The organism is Saccharopolyspora taberi, from assembly GCF_039534165.1.
Lineage (GTDB): Bacteria > Actinomycetota > Actinomycetes > Mycobacteriales > Pseudonocardiaceae > Saccharopolyspora_D > Saccharopolyspora_D taberi.
In genome coordinates, this window is record NZ_BAAAUX010000029.1 from 34,485 (window position 1) to 49,251 (window position 14,767).

The 14,767-nt window shown below is 70.4% G+C and carries 13 protein-coding genes and 1 pseudogene; 6 read left to right on the plus strand and 8 right to left on the minus strand.

Translation table 11 applies throughout. The features are described 5' to 3' along the window. The 4 genes and pseudogenes from ABD691_RS29010 to ABD691_RS29025 all read right to left on the minus strand — a co-directional run. Nucleotides 1-1,052: pseudogene (locus ABD691_RS29010) on the minus strand (hypothetical protein); the annotation flags it as partial. A gap of 67 nt (nt 1,053-1,119) precedes the next feature. Further along, nucleotides 1,120-1,692, minus strand: coding sequence for a DUF3558 domain-containing protein (locus ABD691_RS29015; protein WP_344685130.1), 573 nt, complete (start codon nt 1,690-1,692; stop codon nt 1,120-1,122). Between the two features lie 25 nt (nt 1,693-1,717). Continuing rightward, the gene (locus ABD691_RS29020; protein ID WP_344685132.1) at nt 1,718-2,041 is read right to left on the minus strand and encodes a hypothetical protein; all 324 of its coding nucleotides are present in this window, start codon (nt 2,039-2,041) and stop codon (nt 1,718-1,720) included. A 134-nt stretch (nt 2,042-2,175) separates the two neighbouring features. Continuing rightward, a complete protein-coding gene (locus tag ABD691_RS29025) occupies nt 2,176-2,535 on the minus strand; it encodes a DoxX family protein (protein ID WP_344685134.1) in 360 nt (119 codons plus the stop codon). A gap of 88 nt (nt 2,536-2,623) precedes the next feature. Here ABD691_RS29025 and ABD691_RS29030 point away from each other — a divergent pair, with 88 nt between their 5' ends. Then, on the plus strand, nt 2,624-3,517 hold the full coding sequence (locus ABD691_RS29030) for a LysR family transcriptional regulator (RefSeq protein ID WP_344685136.1): 894 nt from the start codon (nt 2,624-2,626) through the stop codon (nt 3,515-3,517). Here the strand turns inward: ABD691_RS29030 and ABD691_RS29035 are convergent. From ABD691_RS29035 to ABD691_RS29045, 3 genes are all read right to left on the minus strand, one after another. Continuing rightward, nucleotides 3,498-4,292 carry a DNA-binding response regulator gene (locus ABD691_RS29035; protein WP_344685138.1) on the minus strand — a complete coding sequence of 265 codons (795 nt, stop codon included), beginning with the start codon at nt 4,290-4,292 and terminating at the stop codon, nt 3,498-3,500. The two genes, ABD691_RS29030 and ABD691_RS29035, sit on opposite strands and share 20 nt — an antisense overlap. A gap of 283 nt (nt 4,293-4,575) precedes the next feature. Further along, nucleotides 4,576-5,751, minus strand: coding sequence for a S8 family peptidase (locus ABD691_RS29040; protein WP_344685140.1), 1,176 nt, complete (start codon nt 5,749-5,751; stop codon nt 4,576-4,578). A gap of 276 nt (nt 5,752-6,027) precedes the next feature. Further along, complete coding sequence (locus ABD691_RS29045) at nt 6,028-6,366, minus strand: PRC-barrel domain-containing protein (protein ID WP_344685142.1); 339 nt, start codon at nt 6,364-6,366, stop codon at nt 6,028-6,030. 155 nt (nt 6,367-6,521) lie between these two features. Here ABD691_RS29045 and ABD691_RS29050 point away from each other — a divergent pair, with 155 nt between their 5' ends. Together ABD691_RS29050 and ABD691_RS29055 are read left to right on the plus strand one after the other, a co-directional pair. Then, nucleotides 6,522-7,100 (plus strand): type VII secretion system-associated protein, encoded by a 579-nt coding sequence (locus tag ABD691_RS29050; protein ID WP_344685144.1) that lies wholly within the window; start codon nt 6,522-6,524, stop codon nt 7,098-7,100. 47 nt (nt 7,101-7,147) lie between these two features. Next, the gene (locus ABD691_RS29055) at nt 7,148-8,998 is read left to right on the plus strand and encodes a glycoside hydrolase family 15 protein (protein ID WP_344685146.1); all 1,851 of its coding nucleotides are present in this window, start codon (nt 7,148-7,150) and stop codon (nt 8,996-8,998) included. Between the two features lie 145 nt (nt 8,999-9,143). Here ABD691_RS29055 and ABD691_RS29060 read toward each other — a convergent pair whose 3' ends face one another. Beyond that, nucleotides 9,144-11,258: a putative bifunctional diguanylate cyclase/phosphodiesterase gene (locus ABD691_RS29060; RefSeq protein ID WP_344685148.1), complete on the minus strand. Its 2,115-nt coding sequence runs from the start codon at nt 11,256-11,258 to the stop codon at nt 9,144-9,146. A gap of 600 nt (nt 11,259-11,858) precedes the next feature. On the opposite strand from ABD691_RS29060, the gene ABD691_RS29065 reads away from it, so the two are divergent. The 3 genes from ABD691_RS29065 to ABD691_RS29075 are packed head-to-tail and all read left to right on the plus strand — an operon-like array spanning nt 11,859 to nt 14,753. Further along, nucleotides 11,859-12,566, plus strand: a complete 708-nt coding sequence (locus ABD691_RS29065; protein ID WP_344685150.1) for a lysozyme — start codon at nt 11,859-11,861, stop codon at nt 12,564-12,566. A gap of 23 nt (nt 12,567-12,589) precedes the next feature. Next, nucleotides 12,590-13,681 (plus strand): pentapeptide repeat-containing protein, encoded by a 1,092-nt coding sequence (locus ABD691_RS29070; RefSeq protein ID WP_344685152.1) that lies wholly within the window; start codon nt 12,590-12,592, stop codon nt 13,679-13,681. Continuing rightward, nucleotides 13,674-14,753, plus strand: a complete 1,080-nt coding sequence (locus tag ABD691_RS29075; RefSeq protein ID WP_344685154.1) for a pentapeptide repeat-containing protein — start codon at nt 13,674-13,676, stop codon at nt 14,751-14,753. Before ABD691_RS29070 ends, ABD691_RS29075 begins: the two co-directional genes overlap by 8 nt. The last annotated feature ends 14 nt before the right edge of the window (nt 14,754-14,767 follow it).

Genomic DNA, 14,767 nt, shown 5'->3' on the forward strand with positions numbered 1-14,767 from the left:
CCGCCGCGGCCACCGGCCGCACCGCCCGCGGCACCACCGGCCGCGCCGCCCGAACCCGGGCCGAAGCCGCCGACACCGGCACGGCCGCCGGCACCGACGCCCATGCCACCGCGGCCTCCGGCACCGCCCGCGCCCATGCCGCCGCGAGCGCCACCGGCACCGCCGCCACCAGGACCACGACCACCGCCGGGTCCGCCCTGCGGCGAGGGCGCCCAGCGCCCGTTGTACGGGTTCTGCCGTTCCCAGGCACCGGTCTGCGGGTTCTGCCGGTACAGCGTGCCGTCCGGCCCGCGCACGACGTTCGGCGGCAGGCTGTTCGGCGAGGTCGTGGGCGGGGTCGCCCAGGCCGAGGTGGTGCCCGCGGGACCCGCGGTGTGCCCCGCAGGAGGCGAGTACGAAGCCGACGGCGAGGAAGCCACCGAAGCCCACGACGACGAGGACGAGGCCGGGGAGCTCGAGGTGCCCGACCCGGAGTCGGTGCCGGTCGGGGTCTGCGGCTGGCTCGGCTGCGCCGGCGGCGGGGGCGGCGGCGGAGCCTCGGGCGCGAAGTCCGGGATCCCGGCGACGAGCGAGTCGGTCTGGCCCTGGTACTTCTGCATGGCGACCTCAGCGCGATCGTTCGTCGCGTTGAAGTCCTCCATGTCGTCCTCGTAGCTGCTCATCCAGCCGGTGATGGGGTTGCCGTCGAGTCCCCAGTCCTCGACCCAGCCCTTCTGCGGCGGGTCGAGCTTGACCGGCCTGCCGTTGTCCAGCGTCTCGCCCTCGGCGGGCAGCGCCTGGAACGTCTCGCGCTGGTAGGCGGCCTGCTGCTCGACGGCACCCTTGATGCCGTTCGCCGTGTTCGTGCAGTTCTCGATGCGCGGGAGCATTTCCTGCAGCGACTGCTGCCCCGCCTCGGCGGCCGCGCCATGGTGGGCGTCCGCCGCTTTCTTCATCGAGGCCTTGATGTTGTTGTTGAGCTCTTCGAAGAACTTGGCCGTACCGCCCCAGCCTTCAGCACCGGTCGTCCCCGACGGCGGCCGAAGGTCCGCAGCGTTGGCATCCCCTGCCATCTGCTGCCGGTACGCCCTCGCGCCACTCGCGTAGCACGGTTCCATCAAAGCCATGTCTGACCCCCCATCACTTAGCGGGCGGCAAAGTCGTCACGGCCGCCTCCAACGTCTGCTGTGCCACCTGGCACGGATCCTTCTTCCCCTTGTCCGTGCTCGGAAGGATCACCTGACTCACCAGCATCTGGTTCTCCTGCGTACCGAGGTAGAGATCGCAGATACCGAGCTGCATGGGATCGGAGTCCAGCGTGACGGCCGCCGGATTTCCCGCGACCGACCGTTCCGAGAAGTAGGGGAACGGCGGCTTCGCGTAATAGTCAGCGATCTTGCGATCCAGCACCGAGAGCGACACCGACAGGCTGTCAGCTTCGTCCGATCGCCACTCACACGCCTCACCGGCCCCGGAAACCATCTGCGGCACGTGCTCGCCCGGGGTTTGAAGTTCCAGCGAGCGGGCGAAGTCGTCCGAGAGCAGGCTGCACAGGGGCACTGCCGATGCGTCCTTCGGATTGTTGACGGCCACCTTCGGCTGTTCCTGCGGCGTCTCCCCCGCTGGGGGCTCCGCACCACCGGAGCACGCCGCCAGCAACGACGTCAGCGCCAGACCTGCACCCAGCACCGAACCACGCTTGAAACCGCTCATCACCACACCCATCGCACGATCACGTCTACGAACTCACCCGGCGAGCGTCCTCGGCAGCCGTTGTGTCATCCAGTTCGTACTGCTTCAACGTCTGCTCGAACGCCTCGATCTTCTTCGCAAGGGTGTCACGAAGGTCGCGAGCGGCAGCGGCGAGCGAACCCGGGCCCTCCGCAGCGCGCTTCTCGAGAACTTCTCGCGCCTGCGTCGTCGCCTGATCGCCCGCGGTCAGCTCAGCCGACGGGATACCGCGTCGCGCCTGCGTGGAGAGTCGATCGAGCTGCTTCTGCTGGTCCTTGAGCTCTTCCACGGCCGCCCGTAGCGCGGCCGGGTCTACGTCGAAGCCCGCCACTAGTAACCGTCCCCCTTTGGAGTTGACACAAGTCGTCAGTCAGCATCCTGCACGATCGGTTGGTGACCGTCAGCAAGCATGCCCAGATGACGCTATGACCGTGATCACTCCGTTAGGGGGTGGTCGCCGGGAAATCACCCGGACAGCCCAGCAAGCAGGGCCAATGCGAGCGTGGCGGCGGAAAGGGCGAGGTAGAGCGTCGGGTACGCGACTTGGGACCAGGCGCGGGCGCGCAGAACTGTGATGACCGCGCCCACGAAGTACGCGGTGAGGCAAGCCGCTGCGGCGATTCCGAGTGGTGGCACGGCAAGGCCCGCCAGAAGCCCAAGTGCGCCGGCCGTTTTCGCCGCGCCCAGCGGGTACAGCCACGATCGCGGGACGCGGCACTTCTCCAGGTTGGCGAGGATCCACGGTCCTTGGCGGAAATCGACCGCGGATGCCACGCCATTGGCCAGCGCCGTCGCGACCGCCACTACGACGTATGCGGTGAACATCGGTCCTCCCAAGTTCTTGCCGGAACACCTCCAACCGTCGCGCGGGGACCGGTTTCGCGTCCAATACCTGCATCTATAACCTGGCGGAATGGATGTCGACACGCGGCTCGTGCGTTACTTCGCCGTCGTCGCCGAGGAAGGCAGCCTGACTCGCGCCGCCGCGCGGCTCTACGTGTCACAACCCGCTCTGACGAAGCAGATCAAGAACCTCGAAGCCCTGCTCGGGGTTTCGCTGTTCACTCGATCTCGCGAAGGGATGTCGCTCACCGCCGCCGGGCGGGCACTGGCCGAGCAGGCTCCCGCGCTGCTCGCCGGTTTCGACCGCGCGCTGCGGGACACCAGGAGCGCCGCCGCCCGCGCGGCGCGGGTGCTGCGGGTCGGGTTCATCGCCAGCGCCGCCAACGAGGCGACCCAGGACATCATCGCCGCCTTCACCCGGCTCCGGCCCGGCTGGCGGGTCGACATGCGCCAGGCGACCTGGGCGAACCCGTCCGCCGGGCTCCCCGACGGCGAGGTCGACGCCGCCCTGCTCCGGCTGCCCTTCCCCGGCCAGGACGCGCTGCGCGTCGAAGTCCTGCTCACCGAACCGCGATCGGTCGTGCTGCCCTCCGGGCACCCGCTGGCCGGACGCGAGCTGATCGCGTTCGAGGAGCTGCTGGACGAGCCGTTCGTCGACGCGCCGGTGGCGGCCGGCGTGTGGCGCGACCACTGGCTCGCGATCGGCGAGCGCGGGGGCCGCGAGCCGCGGATCGGCGCGACCACCGAACGACCCGACGACTGGCTCCAGGCCATCGCCAACGGCTACGGGATCGGGCTCGCGCCGGAGTCGGCGGCCCGCTTCTACGCACGTCCCGGCGTCACCTACCGGCCCGTGACCGGCATCGGCCCCAGCCGGGTGGGGATCGCCTGGCAGCCGGACGCCGACCCGGTCGTGCTCGACTTCGTCCGCTGCTGCCTGGAGATCAGAGCCAGCCGAGCTTGACCGCCTGCATCCCGGCCTGGAACCGGGTTTCCACGCCCAGCCGCGCGATGAGCTCGCGGACCCGCCGGTGCGCGGTGCGGGCGCTGAAGCCCATCAACCGCCCGATCGTGTCGTCGGTGGCGCCGGAGGCCAGCAGCGACAGGATCCAGCGCTCCTCCTCCGACGGCTGGTTGTCGCCGATCATCAGATCCTGGTCGGCGGTGAACGGGGCCGCGAACCGCCACAGGTCCTCGAAGATCCGGGCCAGCGCCGCCAGCATCGCGGAGCTGCGGATCACCACCGCGCTCTCCACCGACTGCTCGCTGGCGGTCAGCGGCAGCAGCGCGATCTCGTTGTCCACCACGATCAGCTTGGTGGGGGCCACATGGATCACCCGCGCCTGCTCGCCCAGGGCGACCAGCTTCGAGGTGATCTCCAGCTGCGGCGGGCGGGCCAGCGCGGAGCGGTCGTAGAGGACCTGGAACTCGACCCCCTCGGCGAGCTTGCGGGATTCCAGCGAGTCCAGCGGACCGGTCGTGATGTAGGGGGGTTTGGCCACTCCCTGCACCAGCTGCGTGGCGTTGCGCTGCAACTCGTAGGCCGCCCAGCCGACCCGCTTGGCGCCGTGCACGACCTGCAGGACCCCGCCGGTGCCGGACTGCGACTTGGCGGCCTTGGCCACCGACGCGACCGCTTCCCGGGCCTCGACCTGCGCCTGCACCGCCCGCTCGGTGACGCCGTCGGTGCGGCTTCCGTCCGGCTGCGCGTCCAGCGCTTCGGTGTATCCGGGTAGCACGGAACACCCCTCCTCGATGTGCCAGCAGCACTGTTGTTGATCAGCACCGCTACCGGCACCGAACGGCCCCCTCGATCAGAACGTAACCACCCCGGGACAGGGCCAGGAACCGACTTTAGAAGGATTTAAACGAACAACCTTCGAATTAGCTCCGATCGGCGTAGCTCCAGGCTCCCCCGGATGACGCACGAATGCGCCCTGAACTGCGGCAATAATGGCAAAAACTCGGGCCCTTCCCCCGGTGGAGGAAGGGCCCGAGCAGAGTTCACCGGGAATTACCGGTTCACAGCTCGCCGATCTGCAGCAGGTCGGCGATGGTGTCCTGCGGCGCGTTCTGCACGACGCCCTTGGCCGCCTGGCCCTGCAGCCCGGTGATCACGTCCGCCGGCTTGGCGTCCGGGTTGGCCTGCAGGTACAGGGCGCCGACACCGGCGACGTGCGGGCTGGCCATCGAGGTGCCGCTCATCGTGTCGGTGCCACCGCCCGGCTTCAGCGAGACGATGTCCACGCCGGGCGCGTAGCCCTCGACGACCTTGCCGAAGTTGGTGAACTCGGCGGAGGTGTCGTCCTGGCCGGAAGCGGCGGTGGTGAACACGCCCTCCGCGCTGGCCGGGGAGACGTTCGCGGCGTCCTGGCTTTCATTACCGGCGGCCACCGCGAGGAAGACGCCGTCGTTGACCAGCTTGGTCGCGGCCTCGTCCAGCGCCGGGTCCTTCGAGCCGCCCAGCGACATGTTCGCCACGGACGGGCCGTTGGAGTTCTGGGCGACCCAGTCCATGCCCTGGACGATCTGCTCGGTGGTGCCGCTGCCCTGGTCGTCCAGGACCTTCACACCGACCAGCTTCGCGGCCTTGGCCACGCCGTAGGTGTTGGAGCCGATGGTGCCCGCGACGTGCGTGCCGTGGCCGTGGCCGTCCTGGCCGTTGCCGCCGGTGGCGTCGAAGCCGATCTCGGCGCGGCCACCGAAGTCCTCGTGCGAGGGGTCGATGCCGGTGTCGAGGATGAAGGCGGTGACGCCCTCGCCGTTGCCCTTGGGGGCGTAGTTGTTGTCCAGCGGCAGCTCCGGCTGGTCCAGGCGGTCCAGGCCCCAGGAGCCGACCTCGGGCGCCTTGTTGGAGGGCTCGACCTGGATCCGGAAGCTCTGCGAGATGTTCTCGACCTTGCCGCTCTCCCGCACCTTCTGCAGCTGCTCCGGGCTCAGCTTGGCGGAGAAGCCGTTGATGGAGTGGGTGTAGACGTGCCGCGCCTGCACGCCCAGCTCGCGGTCGACGCCCAGCGGGGAGACGCCTTCCTTGAGGTTGACGATGTAGGTGTCGGCGTCCGCGGCGGCGTTGGCCGCCTGCGGGTGCAGGGTCAGCGGGGCGAGTTCGATCTGCGGAGCAGCACCGGCCGGGGCGGCGGCGAACACGAGCGCCGCGGCGGCGACGCCGGCTCCGGTCCCGTAGAGAAGCTTCTTCATGTGGTCCCCTCCTTCAGTGGCGCTCGGGTGGGGCCGAGCGCGACCTGATGGTGTTCGGGACGGAACGTAACCAGCGTGATCCACGATCGGGCCGGAATGGCGAGTAGTCGCCAACCAGTGGTTCCGGGGGATGAAACCGTTCCCAGCTGCGGGTTTCTTATTGGGAACCAGAAGGAAAACGCGTCACCGCACCCCGGCGTCGGGGGTGTTGCGATCACGCTTTTGCCCCCGTCCCGGGAGGCCGTTTATGCGCAGAGCAAGTTCAGCAACGGACCATTAACCAAAACGGGGGTCATCGGCGTAGGCGATGCCGTAGTAGAGGTACAGGGCTTGTTCTTGCTTGGGCGGCAAATCCCCGTCGTCGAGCGGGACGCGCGGGGCGTGGCGCACCGCTGCCTTGCGCACGGCAACGGTCAGGGTGTCTCCGTCGAAGGCCGCGCCGCGCAGCGGGACGAAGCTCTCGTTGGTGCCGAACAGTCCTGTTTGCACGGTTATCCAGACGGGCTGCTCGGTCCTGTCGTCGAGGAACAGCTGGCCGACGATCCCGATCCGATGCCCTTCCGGATCGAAGACCTCGCAACCGAACAACCGCAGTGCCTCGCGCTGACCGATCATCGCCCAACCCCGCTCTCCGCCCGCCGCCCGTGCCAGTCTGCGCTCTCCCCCGGCACCGGGCCAGGTCGAGCCGTTCCGGTGTCCACTGAGCACAGTCGCGACCGCGGCTGGCACCCTCGACGGCGACACCCGAAAGCGAACACGACGGAGCAGCCATGTCCGAGCAGCCCGAGCGCACCGCGCCGCCGATCACCGACCAGATGCGCGAGGAGGCGCGGCAGACCCCCGACAGCTGGCTCTACATCGTCGACCCGGGGTACCAGGACTCCGAGGACGTGCCGCCGGAGGGCGTCATCGGCGCGTACCGGATCGACTCCGCCGGGGAGATCGACGAGGACTTCCAGTTCAACGACGAGTACCAGCCGTCGGACATGGCCACCTCGCTGCCCGAGCCGGTCAACGAGCTGGAGCGGGTGCTGCACCGGATCGCGGCGGGCCAGGCACCCGAAGCCGAGCTGCCGCCCGCGGTGCTGGACGCGGAGCTGCTGCTCTACGCCGAGGAGGACGAGCCGGACGTGGTGTTCGCGGCCGAGATGTCCGACGGCAGCCAGCTCGTCCCGGCCTGCACCTCGGCGGAGCGGGTGCCGGAGAGCTGGCCGGGCTACCGGACCGTCGCGGGCGCCGACCTGCCCGAGGTGCTCGGCGGGCTCGACCTGGGGCTGAACCTCGACGACGCGATCCGGGCGGTCATCCCGAACAGCGTCCTGGTGCGCACCGCCGAGGAACGCGGCTGATCCCGAGCTGCCTGGCACCGGCCGCCCGTCGGGCCTAGCCTCGCCGCATGGCCGCCGATCAGCGCCTCGCGAGGCCGATCGAGGACTACGCGCTGCTGTCCGATCTGCGGACCGCGGCGCTGGTGGGCTCGGACGGGTCGATCGACTGGCTCTGCCTGCCGAGGTTCGACGCCCCGTCCTGCTTCGCGCGGCTGCTCGGGACCGGGCGCGACGGGCACTGGCGGATCGCGCCCGTCGCGCCGGTGCGGCGGGTCGAGCGCCGGTACCGGGACAACACGCTGGTGCTGGAAACCGACTTCCACACCGACCACGGCGTGGTGCGGCTGGTCGACAGCATGCCGCCGCACGAGAAGAACCTGCACGACCAGCCCTGCGTCGTCCGGCAGGTGGTCGGGATCTCCGGCGAGGTCGACGTCCGGCTGCGCTGGGTGGTGCGGTTCGCCTACGGCGACGCCGTGCCGTGGGTGCGGCGGGTCCGCGAGACCGATCCGGTGCTCGACGAGTACGTCCTGGCCATCGCGGGCCCGCACGTCGTGGTGCTGCGCGGGGACCGGCTCCCGCTGGGCGCGGCGGGGGCGCACGAGCTGGTGTTCACGCTGCGGGCCGGGGAGCGGACGTCGTGGGTGATGCAGTGGTCGTCCGATCCCGACGACCTGCCGCCGCCGATGGATCCGGAGCAGGAGATCGAGGACTGCGAGGACTACTGGCGCAGGTGGACCCGCAAGATCACCTACACCGGACCGCACCGCGACGCGGTGCACCGCTCGCTGGCCACGCTCAAGGCGCTGACCTACGCGCCCACCGGCGGGATCATCGCCGCGCCGACGACCTCGCTGCCGGAAACCCCCGGCGGCAGCCGGAACTGGGACTACCGCTACTGCTGGCTGCGGGACGCCACGCTGGTGCTGCTCGCGCTGGACAACTTCGGCTGCCGGAGCGAGGCCGCGGCGTGGCGGCGCTGGCTGGTCCGCGCGACCGCGGGCGATCCGGCGGACCTGCAGATCATGTACGGGGTCGGCGGGGAGCGGCACCTGCTGGAGTGGGAGGCCGACTGGCTGCCCGGCTACGGGGGCGCCAAGCCGGTGCGGATCGGCAACGCCGCCTTCCGGCAGCGCCAGCTCGACGTCTACGGAGAGGTGATGGACGTGCTGCACCTGGCGCGGGAGCGGGGGCTGCCCGAGAGCGAGGAGTCCTGGGCGGTGCAGTGCGGGATGATGCGGCGGCTGGAGCGGATCTGGTCGCAGCCCGACCACGGCCTGTGGGAGATCCGCGGTCCGCTGCGGCACTTCACGCATTCCCGGGTGATGGTGTGGGTCGCCTTCGACCGGGCGGTGCGCGCGGCCGAGGAGTTCGGCCTGCCCGGCCCGGTCCGCCGGTGGCGGAAGGTGCGCGACGCCGTCCGGGAGGAGGTGCTGGCCAAGGGGTGGAACCCCGAGGTCGGTGCGTTCACGCAGTACTTCGGCGGGACCGAGCTCGACGCGGCGACGCTGCTGATGCCCGCGGTCGGGTTCCTGCCCGCCGACGACGAGCGGGTGCGGGGCACGATCCGGGCCGTGCAGCGGGAGTTGCAGACCGACGGGCTGTTCGTCCAGCGGTACTCGACCACCGACGAGGTGAACGAGGTCGACGGGCTCGGCGGGCGCGAGGGCGCGTTCCTGGCGTGCTCGTTCTGGCTGGTCGACGCGCTGGCGCTGAGCGGGCGGCGGGAGGAGGCCGAGGAGCTGTTCGACGGGCTGGTCGGGCTGGCCAACGACGTCGGCCTGTTCGCGGAGGAGTACGACCTCGGCAGCGGCCGGTTCGCGGGCAACTTCCCGCAGGCGTTCACCCACCTCGCCCTGGTCAACTCGGCCGCGGTGCTGCAGGGCGGCCGGACCCGGCACCAACCCAGCAGGCGCTGAGCCGGGCAACCCGATCAGGTCACACCTGATCAGGGGAGCAAGGGCTGATCGGATGATCTTCGAATTTCACCCGGCCGTGCGGCGGATGCGGTTGATCAACTCAGGTGACCGGATCGGCCCAGCCGGCCGGGTCGGTTCCAGGTGCTCAGCTCAGATGATCGGCGATGAACGCGGTGATCCGCTCCGGCGAGCACGGCCGGGCGAAGAAGTACCCCTGCCCGGTCTCGCACCCGATCCCGGCCACCCGCCGCGCCTGCGCGTGCGTCTCCACGCCCTCGGCGGTGACCGTCAGGCCGAGCGCGTGCGCCAGGTCGACCAGGGTGCCCACGATCCGGGCGTCCACCGGGTCGGCCTGCTCCGGATCCCGCAGACCTTCCATGAACGACCCGGCGATCTTGAGCTCGTGCACCGGGAGGTGGCGCAGGTAGGCCAGGTTCGAGTAGCCGGTGCCGAAGTCGTCGATGGCGATCCGCACGCCCATCCGGGACAGCGCGCGCAACGCGTCCAGCGGTTCGTCGGCGGTGCCCATGATCGCGCTTTCGGTCAGCTCCAGCTGCAACCGCGACGGCTCCAGCCCGGTCTCGGCCAGGATCGCGGCGACGTCGTCGACCAGGTTCGGGTCGCGGGACTGCCGGACCGCGAGGTTGACGCTGACGAACGGCGCGGCGTCGCCGAACTCGTCCTGCCACTGCCGCGCCTGCCTGCACGCCTGGCGCAGCACCCAGCGCCCGAGCGGCACGATCAGCCCGGTCTCCTCGGCCAGCCCGATGAACCGGTCCGGCCCGAGCCGCCCGAGCTCCGGGTGCCACCAGCGCACCAGCGCCTCGGCGCCGACGATGCCGAAGTCGCGCAGCCCCACCAGCGGCTGGTACTCGACGTAGAACTCCTCGGCGTCCAGTGCGGCGGGCATCTTCGCCGACAGCCGGAACTGGGCGACCTCGGTGGCGTTGCGGTCCGGGTCGAACAGCGCCCACCGGCCCTTGCCCTCGGCCTTCGCCCAGTACAGCGTCACGTCGGCGTCGCGCATCAGCTCGGCCGCGGTCTGCCCGTGCACCGGCCGCTCGACGATGCCGATCGAGGCCGAGACCGACAGCTCGTGGCCGCCGATGCGGATCGGCTCGACCAGCGCCTCCAGCACCTCGTCGGCGACCTCGACGGCCTTGTCGGTGCCCGCCGACTCCGGCAGCAGGATCACGAACTCGTCCCCGCCCATCCGGGCCACCAGCCGGTTGCGCCCGCGCACCGAGCGCGCCAGCCGTTCGGCCACCGCCACCAGCAGGTCGTCGCCGACGTGGTGGCCGAGGCTGTCGTTGATGACCTTGAAGCCGTCCAGGTCCATGTAGCAGAGCGCGACCCGGTCCTGCGGGTCCTGCCGGGCGAGCGCGCTGTCGAGCCGTTCCAGGAACAGCGCGCGGTTGGGCAGGCCGGTCAGCGGGTCGTGCATCGCCTGGTGGCGCAGGCGTTCCTGGAGCAGCCTGCGGTCGGTGACGTCCTCGATCATCGCGACCTGGTACAGCGGCAGGCCGTCCTCGCCGCGCACCAGGGACACGATCATCTCGGTCCACACCAGACCGCCGTCGGGCTTGCTGAACTTCTTCTCCACCCGGTACTGGTCGCGCTCGCCGCGGGCCATCTCCTCGTAGAGCTCCCAGAGCCCTTCGTTGTCGGCCGGGTGGATCCAGTCGTAGACCAGCGAGCCGCGGACCTTTTCCGCCGGACGGCCCAGGATTCGCCGCAGCGAGGCGTTGACCTCCAGGATGCGGCCGGACATGTCGGCGATGCCGATGCCGATCGCGGCCTCGGTGAAGATCGCGCGGAAGCGCGCCTCGCTGGTGCGCAGCGCCTGCTCGACGGAGTCGCGGGCGTCGAGCACCGCCTGCCGGATCGCCTCCTGCTCGTCCAGGGTCCGCTTGCGCACCGCCTGCACGAACCCGGAGCACAGCGCGCCCTGGATCGCCGCGACGCGGCCGTCCCAGCCGGGGCCGTCGCCGAGGTTGAGCATGCGCAGCAGGTGTTCGCCGAACAGGTCGACGGTGCGGGCCAGGGACTCGGCGGAGGTGAAGTGCACGCCGACCAGCTCGACGCCGACGGTGCGCGCGGGCGACGGGTCGAACGGATCGCTGAGCAGCGCGTCGACCAGCCGGTCGGTGTAGCCGCAGAGGCGGCCTTCCACCTCGGCGCTGGTCATCGGCACGTAGCTGGTCCCCATCAGTGCCTCAGCCCAGGCCGCCGCGAAACGCCTGCGATCCGCCCGGCTCACGACGCTGGTCACCTCGCGAGCGCTGGGGACGGGCGCTGTCCAGCCGGTCATGCCTGCGACGCCCTCCAGTCGTCGTAGTCCCCTAGGCCATCTCGTCCGGAGCATACGATTGGGACTACTCGGTGGTCGAACATCCGGCCACTGCACCCAGGGTAGCGATCCGCGCTGGATGAGCAGGACAGATGTGCTCTTCGGTGGTAGCCGAGCCGAAGTTGCCGAACCCGGTCACGATCCGTGCTCGCGCACGTCCCGTCGAGTGTTCGACGCCCAGCGCCGCCGCCGGGTTGCGCGGCACTTGCACCACCCCCTTCGCGTCCGATGAACCGCCGGTAACCGAACTGGGCCATTCCGGTGAGAAAATAACATGAGATCTATCTATTGCGAAAAAAGCTGGCCACACTTTCGGACGAAGGAGCCGCCCGGCCCCCAACCTCGGGGTAGCTGCGGCAATGATCCCCTGAGAGAGATCCGATGAACCATCCGAGTGGACGTGGTCGCAAGCGCCGGTTGATCTCCTTACTATCGGTTGCCTGCGCCAGTTTTGTCCTTCTCTGCGCACCGGCGCACGCAACCACTCCCCCTCCAGGAATGGAACAGCCGATGAGCGATCAGGCCGAAGACGCCGCGATGGGCTCGCAGATCCGCAAGCACGAGGGCGGCGACCCCGAAGCCGTCCCGCAGGACGTCGACGCGCAGGCCACGGTGGCAGGCATCGACGTCAGCGGCCACCAGGGAAACGTCGACTGGCAGTACTGGTGGAACCAGGGCAAGCGGTTCGCCTACGTCAAGGCGACCGAGGGCACCGGGTACGAGAACCCGTACTTCGCCCAGCAGTACAACGGTTCCTACAACATCGGGATGATCCGCGGCGCGTACCACTTCGCGCTGCCGGACCGCTCCAGCGGAGCGGCGCAGGCGAACTTCTTCGTCGACAACGGCGGCGGCTGGTCCAGGGACGGCAAGACGCTGCCCGGCGCGCTCGACATGGAGTACAACCCCTACGGCGGAACCTGCTACGGCAAGACGCCGAGCCAGATGACCGCGTGGATCAAGGACTTCAGCGACACCTACCACGCCCGCACCGGCCGCTGGCCGGTCATCTACACCAGCACGAGCTGGTGGAGTTCGTGCGTCAACGGCGACTTCAGCTCGACCAACCCGCTGTGGGTCGCCCGCTACGCGAGCACCGTGGGGCAGCTGCCGTACAACTGGGGCTTCCACACGATCTGGCAGTACAGCTCGTCGCCGATCGACCAGAACTCCTTCAACGGCGCCTACGACCGCCTGCAGGCGCTCGCCAACGGCTGACCCGACCGGCGAAGATCACGTGCATGCGTGATCGCCGCTTACCGCTGACCATCTTCGCCGCGGTGCTGGTGCTCGTCGGCGCCAGCACCGCGCTCCTGGTCTTCGACCCCCGGGTCACCAGTGCCGACGCCCTGCGCACCGGCGGCCTCGCCGCCGGCTCGGTGGTCGCGCTGTACGCGCTGTGGCTCAACGACCGGCGCCGCAAGGTCGACGAGGAACGCCAGCGGCTGGAGCACCGCCGCCAGGAACTCGACAGCGAGCGCTACGCGCTGGAGCAGCGCCGCCAGGAACTGGAACACCGGCGCACCGACCACGAACGCGACCGCAGCGCCGACGAGCGCTTCGCCCGCGCGGTCGAGCTGCTGGGCCACGACGCCGACCAGGTGCGGGTGGGCGCGCTGCACGCGCTGGCCGGCCTGGCCCGCAGCAGCCCCGACTACACCCAGACCGTCCTCGACGTCCTCTGCTCGTACCTGCGCCGCCCGTTCGTCCATCCGAAGTGGACGGACGACGACACCGGCGTCACCTCGGAGCTGGAGCTGGAGCGCTACGTCCGGCAGACGGCGCAACGGCTGATCACCGAGCTGCTGCCCAGCGCGGCAGACCCCGGGGCGCAGCCCTACGACCTCGACCTGACCAACGCGTGGTTGGAGCGGTTCAGCCTCTCCGGGCGGCTCGTCGGCCGGGTGGCGGCGTTCGCGTGCCGGTTCCGGCACACCACGAACCTCAACGGCGCGGTGTTCCGGGGCCCGGTCGCCCTGCGCGACAGCACGTTCCTAGGCCGGGTCCGCGCGGTGGCCTCGACCTTCGAGGACCGCCTGGAACTGCGGGGGATCCGCACGTTCGAGCGCTTCGACTTCGACCGCGCCGACTTCCGCGGGCCGGTCGACGTCAAGCGCGTCGAACTCACTTCGCCCGCGTACTTCCGGGACTCGGCGTTCCACGGCGGGGTCGACCTGCGGCACGCGCGCATCACCGGGGAGCTGCACTTCACGCCGGTCGGCGGCGCACCGGAGGCGCTGCTCGACGACACCCGGGTCGCGGAAGCCCACTGCCTGCCTGCCGAATGGGCCGTCCAGAACGGCCTGCTGATCCATAATCATCCGCATGGGTGAACGCAAACTGGGCCTGGCGGTCACGATCGCGCTCGCCGTCGCGGCGCTGGTCGGCGTCAGCGCCGCGCTGCTGCTCCTCGACCCGCGGACCACCGGCGCCGACGCGCTGCGCACCGGCGGCCTCGCGGGCGGCTCGGTCATCGCGCTGTACGCGCTGTGGCTCAACGACCGGCGCCGCCGGGTCGACGAGCAGCGCCAGGCGGTGGAGACCGAGCGCCAGCAGCTGGAGAACCGGCGCACCGATCTCGACCGCGACCGCGTCTCCGACGAGCGCTTCGCCCGCGCGGTCGAACTCCTCGGCCACGAGGCCGATCAGGTCCGCGTCGGCGCGCTGCACGCGCTCGCCGGGCTCGCCCGCAGCAACCCCGCCTACACCCAGACCGTGCTCGACGTCCTCTGCTCGTACCTGCGGCGGCCGTTCCTGCACCCGCGCTACGGCGACGCGCCGACGAAGTCGGAGGAGTGGACCGGACCGGCCGCCAACAACGCCGAGCGCAAGCTCCAGGTCCGGCTGACCGCGCAGCGGATCATCGCCGACCTGCTCCCGAAGGTCGGCGACTCCGGCGCGACCCACTACGACCTGGACCTCACCGGCGCGACGCTGGAGTACTTCGACCTGGCCGACCGCGTCATCGGCACCCTGGTCCTGCGGTACTCGCGGCTCTACAGCAGCACCAACCTGAGCCGCTGCGTGTTCACCGGACCGGCCTGGTTCACCGGCATGACCACCGGTTCCGCCCGGCTCAGGGGGCGTTTCCGGTGCAGCGAAACGGAGTTCCAGGACCGGGCCTGGTTCAGCCGGGTGCACCTGCACGACCGCGCCGAGTTCATCGGGACCGTGTTCGGCGGCAGGTCCAAGTTCGCCGACTCCACAATGGACGGTCCGGTGTCGGTGCGGGACTGCGCCTTCGTCGAGGACGCGAACTTCGACGCGGTCCGGTTCAACCACAACGTCGACTTCGGCGGAACCACCTGGCGGGGCAGGGTGAGCGCGGACGGCATCGCCTTCAGCCCGCACCGCAAGCTGAACCTGCCCGCGGACTGGGCCCGGGAGCCCTCCGGATCGGCGTAGCGGTCCGGAGGGCC

Coding starts and splice junctions, on each gene's coding strand:
- ABD691_RS29015 (WP_344685130.1), bottom strand. CDS start 1,692: ATGAGCGGTTTCAAGCGTGGTTCGGTGCTGGGTGCAGGTCTGGCGCTG.
- ABD691_RS29025 (WP_344685134.1), bottom strand. CDS start 2,535: ATGTTCACCGCATACGTCGTAGTGGCGGTCGCGACGGCGCTGGCCAAT.
- ABD691_RS29030 (WP_344685136.1), top strand. CDS start 2,624: ATGGATGTCGACACGCGGCTCGTGCGTTACTTCGCCGTCGTCGCCGAG.
- ABD691_RS29040 (WP_344685140.1), bottom strand. CDS start 5,751: ATGAAGAAGCTTCTCTACGGGACCGGAGCCGGCGTCGCCGCCGCGGCG.
- ABD691_RS29045 (WP_344685142.1), bottom strand. CDS start 6,366: ATGATCGGTCAGCGCGAGGCACTGCGGTTGTTCGGTTGCGAGGTCTTC.
- ABD691_RS29050 (WP_344685144.1), top strand. CDS start 6,522: ATGTCCGAGCAGCCCGAGCGCACCGCGCCGCCGATCACCGACCAGATG.
- ABD691_RS29055 (WP_344685146.1), top strand. CDS start 7,148: ATGGCCGCCGATCAGCGCCTCGCGAGGCCGATCGAGGACTACGCGCTG.
- ABD691_RS29065 (WP_344685150.1), top strand. CDS start 11,859: ATGAGCGATCAGGCCGAAGACGCCGCGATGGGCTCGCAGATCCGCAAG.
- ABD691_RS29070 (WP_344685152.1), top strand. CDS start 12,590: ATGCGTGATCGCCGCTTACCGCTGACCATCTTCGCCGCGGTGCTGGTG.
- ABD691_RS29075 (WP_344685154.1), top strand. CDS start 13,674: ATGGGTGAACGCAAACTGGGCCTGGCGGTCACGATCGCGCTCGCCGTC.